Source organism: Paenibacillus sp. FSL H3-0457, from assembly GCF_037981725.1.
In the GTDB taxonomy this organism is placed as follows: domain Bacteria; phylum Bacillota; class Bacilli; order Paenibacillales; family Paenibacillaceae; genus Paenibacillus; species Paenibacillus amylolyticus.
Genome location: NZ_CP150283.1, coordinates 5,496,439 through 5,510,147, shown reverse-complemented (window position 1 = coordinate 5,510,147; position 13,709 = coordinate 5,496,439). Strand labels below are relative to the sequence as shown.

Below are 13,709 nucleotides of genomic sequence, written 5' to 3'. Positions count from 1 at the left end.
AATAACAATGTTGATAAGAATATATCATTATCTTTTTACACTTTTGTTAGTGGTATAATATTTCTATCCTAAATAAGGAGTGGTAAGGTATTGGAAGGGACGATAGATTGGATAAAGGCTATGTGGAAAAGTGGTGTAATAGGAAGCGTTATAATGCCTTTAATTGCTGTACTTATAGGTTGGTGGCTTGCTAATTGGAGAGCAGACAGAAAAGAGAAGAGGGCTGAAAAGAATCAGCGTCTTAAGTTATTACATATGCTTAGACACGAATTAGATACGGTACTTAAACATTATGATGCTAAAGGGAAGTATTACTTGAGAAACACATTAACGGGACAAATAGTAAATAACAGTTCACTCTTAAATGTAGAAGATCACAAAGACTTACTGGAAAGGTTATGGGAGTACATGCGTGGCTATGAATCTCTAAATACTGCAATTGAATCAATTCCAGCTATGACAACTCCCAAGCGTAAAGTTATCTTTGACATGAGCAAGAGATGGTGGGGAGATTATGACCTTATCAAATATAATAAGCTTTCTAAACATGTTGATGATGAAATTGAAATTACAATAAATGATTCTGTAAAGTATATTATTGATGCTGCTAGACCACTATTAGAAGAGGTTGAAAGGCTGCTAAACAAGATGGGGTACAAATAGAAGGAGTTTATACTATGCTTAAAAGTGTTTCAGTATATTTACTGCTTTTCTTGCTTTGTACGTCCTGCACGTTGTTTGATGAGTATGAACAATCAATGGAGCAAGCAAGAAATGCTATGAAGTCTTCCGACTATGCTAAGGCTTTGGAAAGTCTTAATGTAGCGTTAATAGAGCAACCAAACAATGCTGATGCAGTAAGCCTAAAGAAGATGGCTGAAGAAAATTTAGCAAAACAGCAGGAGGAGATCGAACACGATAAATTTCTTGAAGTGTTTACTCCTATTTATGAAAAGTTGTCTAGCTGGAGAGGGAGTATAGGTGAAGAGATAGAGTTTCTTACAATCACTGAGGCAGAAATTTTACTGCCTCAGGTCGAAAAATTACAAAATGAGATCGAAGCTAACATTAGAGAATGGCAAAGCTCCAGTTATTCAATAGAAATCGGATATTTGGATAGTGCCACTGAAAGCTTGTATTTGTGTATTATTGCAATAATAGAAAACATATCTGAACCAGTTGAGTTAAACGGAGACCATAGTCGTAGCAATGTGATAAAACAAATGTTAAGAAGCAATGATTTTAAAATACGGGCTGACTTTTTATACACAGATTTTAAAAGTTCTATGAATAGATTTGAGGAGCTCTATAACAAACATAAATAATCAAAATCTATTGAACTGTCCATGTGGATGAGTCCCATTTTGTTATCTATGATAAGATTTCGAAGCGTCTATTAATTTGTAGAATCTCGTTGTAAAATTATTTCTATAATGAGAGGAGAAAAATGATGCTACTAACTGTAATTGGAGCCGTACTTGGTACAATACTTACTATACTTGTATCATACTTTACCCGGAACAAAGCTAGAATAGGCTACCAAACCAGCAATTTAAAAATTATTGGTAATCTTGGCTTAAATCTACCACAGGACTTTGAAGTGACACTTTCGGGAGAAAAAATTGAAAGTTTGTATAGGTCTCAAGTGATAGTATGGAACGATGGGAAAAACACTATCAACAGGACTGATATAACAAAGGATGACCCATTAAGAGTGGTGCTGGATTCTCAAACTAAAATTTTTAATGTTAGTTTGGTAGGCTGCTCTAGAGAAATAAACAAGGCTGAAGCCTTTGATGTAGATGGCAATGAAGTGGAGATTAGCTTTGATTTCTGGGATAAAAAAGATGGGGTTGTATTAGATATTCTACATACAGAAAGTAAATCTGAACCGATAATTAAAGGGACAGTCAAAGGACTTGTTAATGGAATCAAGAATAGAGGTCAAATAGAATATATAAAGAAAATCAAAAAGCCTTGGCTTCTTTTGCTTTTAAGTTTAAGTGCTCCCTTATTAATTTCTATCTTAATTGCAGTACTCTTTGTCTATGTTTTCTATGTTTTTAAAGAAACTAGTACAGATATGTCATATTTGAACGTATTTATTTCAGTATTTATTGGTGCGTTTATTGCATCATTTATTGGATTTGCGAAGTTTTTCTCTTTTAAAAAGAAATTCCCTCGCACAATTAAATTTAAGCATCCAGAGTAAAGTTCTAAGGCATCCTTCGGGGTGCTTTTTTATTGTTGACCGAGTAGTAGTTAAATTGGTCACTTTAGCTCAATTGATTCAGAAAACATAGGTAGAATGACACTTGTTGTTGTATAATTGTGGTAGTGAAGTAAGTGTGTTGATAGGGACCAGCGTATTATGTACCGATAAAATTTCGAGATTATCTTTGTGAAATAATACTTTTTTTCAAAGTTAAATTTCGTATGAATTGAAAAAATAGGAGTTGAACTTATGTATTATCACATTCGAAAAAGTGCTCTTGATAGAAATAAAGAAGCGGTCAAACTATCATGTGATATCTCTGAGCTAAGACAAGGAATGGTGCGTCCTTTTAGGCTAACGATTCAGAATGAACAATTTCATGATGTTGGATATTTAATATTCAATTATTATTATGATGGAAAAATTTATATTACGGATTTTAAAGTGCAAAACCAAGGTGTTAGACATGGAAGACTATTGCATGACTTTTTTCTCGAAGTGTTGCCGCAAATTGAGGAAATCGCCTTCGAAATGGAGTTAAGATCTGTAAAGATGCACATAATTGAAGGCGAATTATTTCCTAATGGAATATCAAGAAATGATCTTATTGCAATATATAGGCATTTTGGCTATACGATTGATGGTAGTTGGATTACTTTACATTTAGAAGTGAGTTGATGGAAGGTTTATTTCATAAGGAGGGGGTGTTCATTTGAAACTAGGCAATGAATCGATTTCTTTTTTAGTCAGAATAATACTGGATGATTTAAATGAATTTTTATCAGAGCGAGAACGTTCTTTAGGTAAAGCGTTATGCAACACGTTGAGTATTTGGCTTGAATATATTAGTGGAGCATCACCTGAAGAAAAGGAAATAATTATGAATGAAATTCATGAGGCCCTTAGCGATATGAGTGTTTGGGAATACGATCCGAATGAACAAAAACAGATTGTGGTAAGAATGTATCAGTATTTTTCTGATTTTTATGGTCAGGAAGAGCACATTAAGGACTTTGCTGATCTATTTGTTGACTATTATAAACAAGAAGTTAAAGCTGAGTTCAAGTTTTAAAAATTTATAATGGGTGGCGCAAAAATGTTCGATCCAACTAAACACCAATTTTCATACATGCTCTCTAAATACGATTGCTTTAGAAAACTTACTGGAAAATGCTCTTTGATGCTCACTGATGATGAGTTTAAGAAGTTTGCTTTAAAAGAGAAGCCAATTAATGAAGAAGAAACATACGAGGATAGAGAGGAGCAGTCAGTTCATTATTGTCGTCTTCTCTTAAGAAGTTTTCATAGCAGGGGAATACTAAAGCCTGTAATCATTCACCCTAACTCATGCGGACACTATGCATTTACTGATGGTCAACATAGGACATGTATTGCTAAGACGGTAGGTATGGTAAATATTCCAGCCAACATTTCTGAAGCGAGCAGTTCTGAATGTAGAGTCTGTTATTTTAGGAAGCAGAGCATCAAATTTCGCATAAAATTGGCCTTTGGACTCTCCGATGAATTTACTAGATGAATAGCAAACGGTTTTTATAGCGAAATGTGAGATAATTATTTTATAAGGAGTTGAAGAAACATGAACAAAGAAAAGATTAGATACGTGATTCTCAAAGAAACTGAGAAAGACACTCTTTTCAATAATGTTGACAAGAGTAATTTTGAGCAACTTGACCTAGGATTCAGTTGGGAGCAATTTGAGGAGCAAGTTAACTTTTTGGTCAGAGAGAGATACTTAACCAAACCTTTTTATGCTGACGATACGATATACTATTATAACTCCAAGTTAACGGAAAAGGGTGAAGAGTATTTAAATGACAACAAGCTGCACGTTAAAGCGTATAAATTTGCAAAAGAAATTAAAGAGTGGATAAGCCTTTAGTGTAATGAATGGTTGTTTATTTTGTGGTTAAGGGGAGAATTTAAGCAATGCATCCTAACGTACTTAGTGTTGCTCTCAGAGCAGATCAAGCATTCGATGAAAAAGATATTCATTCTTTAGAAACGATAGTGGGAGAGTGTCTTGAGTTTATAGATTCGTCAGATTATAACGATCTTGAAAGAGCTATATTTGCTTATCATGGTGCGACATCTCAAGGAAATAGAAATGGTCTGCTCTATAGTGGACAACTAGAACACTCAGATGAAAACAATAATGAAGAAAATTTTGAATTAAGTTTGTATTTATATCGTAAGTCACTGGAGTACTTTAGCAAGTATAAAAGTGAACCAGTGCAAAGGGCTTCAGCTACAAGGGAGGATGAGGCGTATTACACTGGCTATTTGTTAAGGTCAACTACAAATTATGCAAATGAACTACAAAGTATCGGAAGACTAACCAGATCAATCAATCAGCTAAAGCACGGAGTAAATGAAGAATTTCCTATGGCTTTAGGAAGTATGGGACTTAAACTTATAGATTACGCTCGCATTGACTACGATGAGGGACATAGTCAGGTTCTACTTAACGAAGGAAGTCGATTGCTGAAACAAGCTCTTACAAGTCCTGACGTAGATGAATATGCACGTATTGTGTTTAATGCTGAAGTTGAACGTGTTAAGGACTACGTTAATGAGAATATTTTTGATGAATTTTCTCTTGGGTCTTCTGAGAAAGAAAAAGACTATAGATCTTGGTGTTTGCACAACAGCTTATTCTTGAATACACTGAATGATTATTTTAACGTTTCGATGGTTGCATGCGACGTTCTACACCTTCCCGACATTGTAACTGATATAAGGATTGGCCCTAAATATCATGGTTTATTTAATCAGTTAAAGCAAGAATATGTATCAGCAAGATTTGTTATTTATGATGGAATTAACAACAACACTCCGCATTTCTCAGACAAAGAAGTTTTTATGTATAACACTTTGGATTATCCTATATATGGTATTGGGATTGAAAAAATAAAATTTGGGTTTAGAAGTCTTTATTCAATTTTTGATAGAATAGCATATTTTCTAAATGAGTACTTCGATTTAGGTATAAAAGAACAGGATGTTTCTTATAAATCAATTTGGCACAATAAGAAATACGGCAAGAATGGGTATGATTACAAGCTGGATCTAAAGAAACATATTACAGATAATGAGACGTACAATCATCCTGGTGTCGGTTTATATTGGTTATGCAAAGATATTGCCAAGAAACAGATAAAACACAAGTATTTAGATCCTTCTATTGAAGCTTTATCTGATTTAAGAAATGCATTGGAACATCGTTACCTTAAAATTCATGACTCATTACTTCATCAAAACGAAAATTCCATGGATACTCTTGCGCATTCAGTTGATCTCATAAATTTTCAATCTGCAACATTAGAACTAATGAGATATTCTCGAGAAGCAATTGTTTTACTCTCATTATTAGTAAATGTGGAGGAAAGACAGAGATTAGTAGTTCGGCGAGAAAGTTCCACAGTGCAAGTGACAATGGACGAATACAAGGACGAGTGGAAAACATTCTAGGAATGCAAGAGTCTTAATCAGATGGCTATTTTATTTTATTATAATTGCACGTGGAGTGTGAAATGATCTTGATAAAAAAAGTGAAAAAAATATTTTTTAATTCAAATAAAAGCAAGTTAAGTGTCTACAACCAGTCCATTAATGAAAGTGACGATGATAAGAAAAAATTGTTTGACAACATGATAGCAGCAGTAAAAGATACCATCTCTCAAAATGAGGAGCTGGAACAATCGCCATTAAGACATCCTATCTATGATTTAATAAAAATGATAGGACTACGAATCCAGGCAAAGTATCTCACTAATAAACTATATGATCCCTCACATTCTAGACTCCCAGATATCACCTCTGATGAAGCTTTTTTTAAGGAACCGATTGAGAATAGAAGCTACATTTCTAGTTATCTTAAAAAACTTCCAAATGAATCGTATTCTATCAGTCTTAAAGATGATTTAGTTTTACCTTGGCCGTGGAATTATGAAAGATTGATTGGCTCTCTTGTGAGTATAGGTGAGGATAGACATTGGGGAAATTGGAAAATGGATGTTTTAAATCATAATGTGGAACTTTGGTTGCCAATGAGGATTGTATTTATCATTGGCGGAAATCATTCAATTACCTCGGGGATCGTCCAAGGTATCGGAACGCTGGAACCTAATTATGTTTATGATATGAGCCCTATTTACAATTACGTGTATACTGACGGGGTTTACTACTATAGAAAAGATGATAATTCAAAAATTGAGAAGGTTAATGAAGTTGAGTTTGCTGTATTGTTTGAGGTTGGAAGGATAATGATTGAAAAGAGACTCATTTAATGAAAGGCATCTTTTATATTCTTAGTGTTTATGAGGTGACTTATGTTTATTGAGGACATGCCTGATGGATATAGAGTACATGTGGAACGCAATATAGAAAATCAGTGGAGTGTTAGAATTACTGAAATTAAAATAGGACATAAGTATGTTATAGTTGGTCCCTTATACAGCAAACAACAGCACATGGCAGGTAGAGAGTGTACAGTGACTGACTTCATAGAAAATAAATGCGGTTTTACAGACAAGGCAAAGGTAAGATACATTGATACCAATAGAGTGGGCCAAGTTTCATTAAGGAATTTAGCTGGCAATGAAATTTTTATAACATGATCTAGAATGATATTTGAGTGGCAACTTGGAGGTGAAAAATATGGCAGAGCTTTGTGTTTGTGGATGTGGAAGATATGCTGCTAAAGGATCTTCGTTTAATAATGATCAATGCAGTCTGAACTACAATCCTAATGACTACCCTTATGAAAAAGATGATGATGAAGATGAAAAAGAGTAAACACTAGAGTGCATTACTATGAAATGCAAGTTTCACATAAATTTAAAAGGGAAATGGTGATTTTTTGAAGCGGTTTGTTTACTTAATTTTATTGATTGTAGGATTGCCAATTGTGTTGAATTATGCGTTGTTTTCATGGCAAGCACCAGGAGTAAATGCAGATGAAAGCGCTTGGTTAGGATTCTTTGCCAACTATGTCGGTTTAATCTCAGCAGTTTGTATTGCTCTTTATCAACAGTATACTCAGAGAAAAAAAGACAAAGAAGACGAATTAGATCAAAAGAAGAAAGAAGAGGATCGACTTAAAAGAGACAACCGTTCATACATTGTACTTCATGACTTTAACAGTAATTTGCGACTGAAAAATGTTAAAACACATGAAAACAGCAGAATAATTGAGACAGAAGGCTATAGAAAGTTAGTTGATAGTTTAAATAAAACCACAGGTGCATCCGATACATTTAACACCAGTTTCCTCAAGTTATCGCATTATGGCAATCCTGAAGTGATACTGGATTGTAGAGTATTTTTACAGACTAAAACTTCGGAAGGGAACCTTGGAAACTTTAAAGTCGACATCGGCGTATTTGAAAAAGGTATTGAGATTTTCATACCTATTGTTCCAATTAATGCATATGTTGGTGATACTATTGAAATCATCGAAGTGAAAGTAGAATACAGTACACTGAGTAATGAGAAAGTACATTATATTCATAGCTTACCTGAGAAAAAAGACATATGTAAAATAATCTATGATGGGAAAGAAGAAATCCTTTATGAATTTCATCTGGATGAGTCTAGTTGGATATACCCCAATAAACTCGTTAGGAATTAAGATCACTTAATGAAATGTAGATTTCACATAGAGACAATATTAAAACCCACCACTTTAAATGGCGGGTTTTTTGTTGCGTTCAAATAGCAACAGAACATTATCACTAAACTCCGAAAGGCTGGCGCAAAGCCATGCAAAAGAGAACCAAATGGAGCACATTACTATATATTTTTAAAGTTTGACTAGGATTCATTGAGATCTGGAAAAGAACGTGTAGTCAGTAAGGAGCAAAGACCGGCTACAAGTCTATACTTTAAGAAGATGAATCAAATACATATTTCAAATGAAAAAAGTGGTCATATAGACCACTCAGAATGTAGAAATAGAATCTAATATTCCATTATAAAAGTAGAGATAGTCATACTCATATGACCATAGTTCAGTTGTAACCCTTGAGCTGTTGTAAGTGCTTATATCGCTTGGATTACCCCATGACATAACAACCTGTTCTGTCGTCATGCCGATAGAGATTCTATTGTTAGCAATATTGTCCCAAGCTTTTTTAGACCAGTTTGGATAACTCGTTTTTGGATTTGTAGAGTAAAAAAAGTCGTATATGTCTGTTGATGGATATCCATGCAGAAGCAATTTTAGAGTCACCTTGTTCCCATTTGCTCGATTAGCACTAATTACAAGGTTTCCATCTTTAATATCTAAAGAAGTAAAATACACTTTCTCGATATTATGTAGTGGACTCGAAGAGTGAAGTTTATTGTAATTTGCCCAGTAGTATTTTCCCTTGAATCCGCTCTTAATCAATTCATACTGGTAATAGAAACAGAAGGAGTCAGGCTCTGATTCAAAAATTGTTTCTTCGATTGTTTTTCCATCATTCAGGAGAATAGTAACATAGGTCAAATATCCACTGTATTTAAGCTCAATAACCCATCCTGTTTTGTTGGTATCGTACATAAACACTTTTGATCCAAGATAGTATTTAACCCCTTCAGGAACTTTTGTAAAGTTATTAATGATTTTATTAGACTTAGTTTGACCGTCTTTATTGCTCCAAATAAAAACCGAAAAGCCTTCTGAAATGTGTTTAGCTGAATAGCCCGTAATACTCAAAAATCTTTTTAAAGATATGTAAGTTGTATTTTGATATATCTGAGAATTTGACTTGTCGAGAGTAAAACTACCTTTGGTAGAGATTATGCTGATACTATTAGTATAGTTCACTTTGATGTTATCTAGGTCATTTAGTAATTTTACAGGTAGATATAAGTTGCCGTCATCAGCCAGATAAGTTTTCTGCTTTAATACTTTAATGTTTCCATCCAAAAAGACTGCTGTTTCCTCTGGTGCATAAGAATTAGCAAGGGTGTTGCCTTTTGCTGCATTTGTTGGTGTAGCTAGAATACAAAAGAATAAAAAGACCGAAAGCAAACCAACCAAACATCTAATATTATTTCGCATATTTCCCTCCAAATTTGAGATTCAACATGTATAGTATCACACAAAGTAATATATTAAATAGAAATATTAATTGAGATGAACAATTTAACGAGAAAGGAGCGCCCAATTACTCAGGCGCTCTTTTTTTATCTTGATATTTAAATAATTCTTCTACAGTTTGATTGAGTACACTATTGCAAACATCTAACACAAAGGTGGGGAAATTTTCTAATAGCTCAACTTCGTGATAATAGCTTAGTCCAATATGTTTATCGTTCATATCTTCAATGGCCATTATCGTAATGTACAAGTCTTTATAGTCGACTGGGTGAATTTGTCCACCGCTATGGATGACTCTATTTCTTACCTCGATTATGAACTGTAGCTGTCTCCAAAATTCTAATTTTAATCGAGGATTAACAGAGATCGCATTAAGTATGCTTTGTATAGCTTTCTGAAGTTCTGCTCCTTTGAGCTGTTTGTTTTGGAGCGAAACTATATTCAAATCTGTATTCTCTATCAGCTCGTTGCGTATTTTTCCAATTACCATTTCCAATTCAGTTAATGCGGAAGAGAGGATAGAGGATCGCAATAAATTTGGATACGTGCTATGTAGCTGAAAATAGCGTTCACGGTTTTCGTCCCACACCATTGCTTGATCTTCGCCCTCATATTTTGCTGCAAGTTCTGTAACTCGATTTGCAAACAATGTGGCCTGAGATTTTATTGACTCTTCCATGTCTTTGGAATAAATTTTTAGTAGATCAAATTGAGAATTAGCATTTGTCTGTAATATTCGAATCGAGAAATTCATTTTATCAACCTTTTCGTTTTAATATTGTTAGTAAAAGACAAGTTTTACAAGAAGAAAAAAGGGTGGAGAAATCCACCCTAAAGTTCTACCATAGTGTTATCGAACTCATCCCACGCATAGACATCTCCTGTATATATATCTACAAGAAAATCACCATATGTAATTATATTGTCTGGGGTCTCCTGAAACGCTCGAAATAGATAAAACTTACCCTTCACAATACTATCATTCATGAACTTAAGGTCATATTCATCAGCTTCTTCCTTTGTCTTTTCGTAAAGCAATGTGATAGCTTTCTCTAAGCTAACCTTTGCAACTGCTTGTTCTCCAATGTAGAGATTGCCCTCTTTTAATGAAACTTTTTTCCCAATCGCAGTACTAATACTTCTAACTGGCACATATGTAGTGTTCTTGTACGTTATTGCATTAGTTGTGGAATCTTTACTTCCATCTACATATAAGTTAACCTTCTGAATTACTGCCTTAATCGGTGTAGTAGTAGCTGCAAATGCTGTTGCCCCTGTGATTGTTGATCCAATCAGAATACCAACGACTAAACCCTTCAACTTGTCCTTCATTATATTACTCCTCTGTTATGTGAAATGGATTGCTTACTGTATTATACAATTGTTTCGATATAGTAGACTACATGAGAATAGACTAACTTATACGTGAGGCGGTTAATATCTTGCTTTTTAAGCAAGAATATAATAATAGTATATGTATAGAATGAATTTATGACGGCAGGATTCGGAAAGATTATTGTCGAAATAGTAACAATGAAAAACACAAAAAAGGAGAGAGAGCTGTATGGCTAGATTTATTGAGATTGGAGAGATTATTGGTGACCACAAACATAGAAGTCTTGCAGGAATTGGAGCGATTAATTACATATTTAACTATGAAGGCTTGGCAGTAATTAAAACTACTAAAGGTTTTGTGATTACAAACAATAGTTATGAAGTTTTTAAAGGACTGTTAGCACCATACCAGTTCAATGAGACTGAAATAAATGGAACTTTGTTACAAGTGGCTGAGTTAAATACTAAAAACAGACCTATTAAAACAATTATTAATTTGAACAAAATAAGTTCACATTATGGTGGTCACCATGGTGTAATTCAATTTGAAGATGGAAGTTCAGTCGAATCGACGTTTAGTCCTCAAGCGTCAATGAATAAATTGAAATTGGATCAAGGAGATTATATTCTTCGCCACAATAAAGAAGAGTAGACATCCATTACAAAAAGGCACTCAGACGAATTTAATCTGAATGCCTTTTTGTAACTCATTTTTCATTGGTTTTGAGGTACATCAAGAGAGTTTGAACTGAAATACCAAACAGACAATTTAATCTGCAACCAATTCTTTGAGCTTAGGCTTTTAAAAGTACTCATTACGGAGAGGCTCTTACAAAGAAGTTTTTCAGTGCTTCGTGCGATCTTTTATGATCTTCTGAATCAACTGAGAATTTGATGGTCATTTTGATTCCTCGTTTGTTTTTATCAATAGACAAGAGTTTAGAGTCGTCAGGATTCTCCTGGTAATCGTAAATATCCCCTAAGAAAAAGACTTTTTCCATATAAACTAATCCTCCTATGAATACTATTGTTATTTAATATATTCAACTTGCTTGGAGATTATACTAGTTATTTATAACTTTCAAATGGTATTGTGATTTAGTCCCAGATGTATAGTTATGAAGTCCTTAATTTTAATCTTGAAAAAATCAAAATATTGCTTAAATAAGTCATCATTTTAGATAATCCTGTTACTATACGATTGAACTTTTTGAAAACGCTGAAATTCCTTGTCCTGCCTACGTTATTTAATATTTCAATCGTAAAATTTACAAAATTTTCTAATGTGTTAAAATCGTTGCTACGACTAGCTTTTTAGGGTGTTGTTGATCATTCTACGATTGCGCTTACGATATAGGATAAATTGACCTGACAAAGAAGCTAGAACGTTGATTTAACTGCATAAATGGATAGTTGTTGTATCGTACACGATTGGAATCACGATCCATGTGATTATAATTTGTTGATTCTGTCATATGAAAAAATTGGTATGACATTGCACCGCTTGGTATTAGGAAAGCTATTTGAAATGTTTTCTCTTCCTTAATCAATTGATCGTGATGGATTGTTTCTTAAACAGAACACACTGTCCCAAACAGTGGTGAACTATCGTGAATATCCAGACAGTTAAAAGTAACCATCCTAAATGACCGGTTAGTGACTTCGGAAATTACGATGTTGTTCCAGTACCATATTGTTACACTACTACAAGTGGACAACAAGGAATCGAACTTCGATTTCCGAACTGTAACCTCAAATTGAAGTTAGCAGCCATTAATCCTCAAATATATCATTGTCGCAGTCCGGAATAGACATTAATTTATTTTGCAGCATAATATTAATTATGTTGCATTTCGTGATGTATAAGGGTAGAATAAGAGTATGTAATGCAACATAATTTAGTGGTTATACGCCTTTACATAATGCAACATAACTGATAGGGAGTGAGCTAATGATTCAATTGTTTGAGCAGCAGCTAATAGCCGATGAACTAAGTACCAACACAATTAAAAGCTACATACTAAATGTTAGAGGATATATTAAATGGTTTGAGGAAAGTAAGGGAGTCGAGTTTAAGAAAGTACATAGAGAGAATGTTAAAGATTACATAAGCTACTTGAAAACGATTAAGAAGAACAGTCCAACATCGATCAACGCTAAGATAAGTGCATTGATTAAGTTTAATGATTATCTCATTGAAACGAATGTCCAAACTGAACAGGTGATAAGCAAGAAGGATATGCTAAAGCTACAGAAACAATATGCTTCATTGGCTACGGTTGGGCTTGCTGATGTAGAGAAATTCAGACAACTGGTATTAGAGAGTGAATCTAAGCGTAACTATGCTATCGTTTCATTACTGGCCTATTGTGGTCTACGTATTAGTGAATGCTTAAACATTGGGATGAATGAATTCAATCTAACATCCAGGGAATTGATTGTGTCAGAGGGTAAAGGGAAGAAACAGCGGAATGTGAATATAGGGAGCAAAGCAAGAACAGCGTTGCAAAGCTGGATCAAGGAAAGAGAAGAGAAGGGTATCAAAGGAGAATACTTGTTTGTCAGTAACCGTGGAAGCAAACTAGATAGAACAGTAATCAATAAACTGTTTAAGCATTATTCAGGTATCATAGGCAAAGATATCACGCCACACGATTTGCGTCACTTCTTCTGTTCCCATGCATTAGAGAATGATATGTCAGTGCATGAGGTAGCCAATCAAGCCGGGCACAGTAACATACATACTACGTTGCTGTACACTAACCCAACAAGAGAGAAGATGCTTGCTAAGATGGATAGACTATAAAAGTAATGATTAGCCTAGATATTCTTGCTAGGCTTTTTGTTGTTTTGGAATTGATTCTTTTCCTGAATGAGCTTAGTTGGAGTTTAGATCATATAATAACATTATACATAGGGGGTACATTTACACCCAGAAAGTAATAATTTCTGGAAAATGATCCGCTAGCACTTGTCAATTGATCACTAAGTTGTTGCATTGACGATACATGTGACATATGGGGGGATATTTTAAATCCAGAAAAGTGGTTTAAT

At 34.2% G+C, this 13,709-nt stretch carries 18 protein-coding genes; 14 read left to right on the top strand and 4 right to left on the bottom strand.

Annotated features, from left to right (window positions below):
* Positions 1-90 precede the first annotated feature (90 nt).
* The 12 genes from MHH25_RS24460 to MHH25_RS24405 all read left to right on the top strand — a co-directional run bounded on the left by MHH25_RS24460 (position 91) and on the right by MHH25_RS24405 (position 7,865).
* Positions 91-663, top strand: a complete 573-nt coding sequence (locus MHH25_RS24460; protein WP_340018399.1) for a hypothetical protein — start codon at positions 91-93, stop codon at positions 661-663.
* A 14-nt stretch (positions 664-677) separates the two neighbouring features.
* Positions 678-1,325 (top strand): hypothetical protein, encoded by a 648-nt coding sequence (locus tag MHH25_RS24455; protein WP_340018398.1) that lies wholly within the window; start codon positions 678-680, stop codon positions 1,323-1,325.
* A 122-nt stretch (positions 1,326-1,447) separates the two neighbouring features.
* On the top strand, positions 1,448-2,212 hold the full coding sequence (locus MHH25_RS24450; protein ID WP_340018397.1) for a hypothetical protein: 765 nt from the start codon (positions 1,448-1,450) through the stop codon (positions 2,210-2,212).
* 252 nt (positions 2,213-2,464) lie between these two features.
* Positions 2,465-2,893 carry a hypothetical protein gene (locus tag MHH25_RS24445; RefSeq protein WP_340018396.1) on the top strand — a complete coding sequence of 143 codons (429 nt, stop codon included), beginning with the start codon at positions 2,465-2,467 and terminating at the stop codon, positions 2,891-2,893.
* Positions 2,894-2,927: 34 nt separating this feature from the next.
* Positions 2,928-3,287, top strand: a complete 360-nt coding sequence (locus MHH25_RS24440; protein ID WP_340018395.1) for a hypothetical protein — start codon at positions 2,928-2,930, stop codon at positions 3,285-3,287.
* Between the two features lie 24 nt (positions 3,288-3,311).
* Positions 3,312-3,752, top strand: coding sequence for a ParB N-terminal domain-containing protein (locus MHH25_RS24435; RefSeq protein WP_340018394.1), 441 nt, complete (start codon positions 3,312-3,314; stop codon positions 3,750-3,752).
* 60 nt (positions 3,753-3,812) lie between these two features.
* Entirely contained in the window at positions 3,813-4,115 is a 303-nt protein-coding gene (locus MHH25_RS24430) for a YjcQ family protein (RefSeq protein WP_340018393.1), read from the top strand.
* Between the two features lie 47 nt (positions 4,116-4,162).
* Positions 4,163-5,704 (top strand): LA2681 family HEPN domain-containing protein, encoded by a 1,542-nt coding sequence (locus MHH25_RS24425; RefSeq protein ID WP_340018392.1) that lies wholly within the window; start codon positions 4,163-4,165, stop codon positions 5,702-5,704.
* Positions 5,705-5,772: 68 nt separating this feature from the next.
* Entirely contained in the window at positions 5,773-6,522 is a 750-nt protein-coding gene (locus tag MHH25_RS24420; RefSeq protein WP_340018391.1) for a DUF6710 family protein, read from the top strand.
* 42 nt (positions 6,523-6,564) lie between these two features.
* On the top strand, positions 6,565-6,852 hold the full coding sequence (locus tag MHH25_RS24415) for a hypothetical protein (protein WP_340018390.1): 288 nt from the start codon (positions 6,565-6,567) through the stop codon (positions 6,850-6,852).
* Positions 6,853-6,892: 40 nt separating this feature from the next.
* Positions 6,893-7,030, top strand: a complete 138-nt coding sequence (locus MHH25_RS24410) for a hypothetical protein (RefSeq protein ID WP_340018389.1) — start codon at positions 6,893-6,895, stop codon at positions 7,028-7,030.
* A 64-nt stretch (positions 7,031-7,094) separates the two neighbouring features.
* Complete coding sequence (locus MHH25_RS24405) at positions 7,095-7,865, top strand: hypothetical protein (RefSeq protein WP_340018388.1); 771 nt, start codon at positions 7,095-7,097, stop codon at positions 7,863-7,865.
* Between the two features lie 309 nt (positions 7,866-8,174).
* On the opposite strand, the gene MHH25_RS24400 is transcribed toward MHH25_RS24405, so the two are convergent.
* From MHH25_RS24400 to MHH25_RS24390, 3 genes are all read right to left on the bottom strand, one after another.
* Positions 8,175-9,281, bottom strand: a complete 1,107-nt coding sequence (locus MHH25_RS24400) for a hypothetical protein (protein WP_340018387.1) — start codon at positions 9,279-9,281, stop codon at positions 8,175-8,177.
* A 106-nt stretch (positions 9,282-9,387) separates the two neighbouring features.
* Entirely contained in the window at positions 9,388-10,074 is a 687-nt protein-coding gene (locus MHH25_RS24395) for a hypothetical protein (protein ID WP_340018386.1), read from the bottom strand.
* A gap of 77 nt (positions 10,075-10,151) precedes the next feature.
* On the bottom strand, positions 10,152-10,652 hold the full coding sequence (locus MHH25_RS24390) for a stalk domain-containing protein (protein WP_340018385.1): 501 nt from the start codon (positions 10,650-10,652) through the stop codon (positions 10,152-10,154).
* Between the two features lie 232 nt (positions 10,653-10,884).
* Here MHH25_RS24390 and MHH25_RS24385 point away from each other — a divergent pair, with 232 nt between their 5' ends.
* Complete coding sequence (locus MHH25_RS24385; protein WP_340018384.1) at positions 10,885-11,307, top strand: hypothetical protein; 423 nt, start codon at positions 10,885-10,887, stop codon at positions 11,305-11,307.
* Between the two features lie 163 nt (positions 11,308-11,470).
* Here MHH25_RS24385 and MHH25_RS24380 read toward each other — a convergent pair whose 3' ends face one another.
* On the bottom strand, positions 11,471-11,656 hold the full coding sequence (locus MHH25_RS24380; RefSeq protein ID WP_340018383.1) for a hypothetical protein: 186 nt from the start codon (positions 11,654-11,656) through the stop codon (positions 11,471-11,473).
* A gap of 950 nt (positions 11,657-12,606) precedes the next feature.
* Between MHH25_RS24380 and MHH25_RS24375 the strand changes: the two genes are divergently transcribed.
* A complete protein-coding gene (locus MHH25_RS24375; RefSeq protein WP_340018382.1) occupies positions 12,607-13,461 on the top strand; it encodes a tyrosine-type recombinase/integrase in 855 nt (284 codons plus the stop codon).
* Positions 13,462-13,709 lie beyond the last annotated feature (248 nt).

Coding starts and splice junctions, on each gene's coding strand:
- MHH25_RS24455 (WP_340018398.1), top strand. CDS start 678: ATGCTTAAAAGTGTTTCAGTATATTTACTGCTTTTCTTGCTTTGTACG.
- MHH25_RS24450 (WP_340018397.1), top strand. CDS start 1,448: ATGATGCTACTAACTGTAATTGGAGCCGTACTTGGTACAATACTTACT.
- MHH25_RS24445 (WP_340018396.1), top strand. CDS start 2,465: ATGTATTATCACATTCGAAAAAGTGCTCTTGATAGAAATAAAGAAGCG.
- MHH25_RS24435 (WP_340018394.1), top strand. CDS start 3,312: ATGTTCGATCCAACTAAACACCAATTTTCATACATGCTCTCTAAATAC.
- MHH25_RS24430 (WP_340018393.1), top strand. CDS start 3,813: ATGAACAAAGAAAAGATTAGATACGTGATTCTCAAAGAAACTGAGAAA.
- MHH25_RS24425 (WP_340018392.1), top strand. CDS start 4,163: ATGCATCCTAACGTACTTAGTGTTGCTCTCAGAGCAGATCAAGCATTC.
- MHH25_RS24415 (WP_340018390.1), top strand. CDS start 6,565: ATGTTTATTGAGGACATGCCTGATGGATATAGAGTACATGTGGAACGC.
- MHH25_RS24410 (WP_340018389.1), top strand. CDS start 6,893: ATGGCAGAGCTTTGTGTTTGTGGATGTGGAAGATATGCTGCTAAAGGA.
- MHH25_RS24400 (WP_340018387.1), bottom strand. CDS start 9,281: ATGCGAAATAATATTAGATGTTTGGTTGGTTTGCTTTCGGTCTTTTTA.
- MHH25_RS24395 (WP_340018386.1), bottom strand. CDS start 10,074: ATGAATTTCTCGATTCGAATATTACAGACAAATGCTAATTCTCAATTT.
- MHH25_RS24390 (WP_340018385.1), bottom strand. CDS start 10,652: ATGAAGGACAAGTTGAAGGGTTTAGTCGTTGGTATTCTGATTGGATCA.
- MHH25_RS24385 (WP_340018384.1), top strand. CDS start 10,885: ATGGCTAGATTTATTGAGATTGGAGAGATTATTGGTGACCACAAACAT.
- MHH25_RS24380 (WP_340018383.1), bottom strand. CDS start 11,656: ATGGAAAAAGTCTTTTTCTTAGGGGATATTTACGATTACCAGGAGAAT.
- MHH25_RS24375 (WP_340018382.1), top strand. CDS start 12,607: ATGATTCAATTGTTTGAGCAGCAGCTAATAGCCGATGAACTAAGTACC.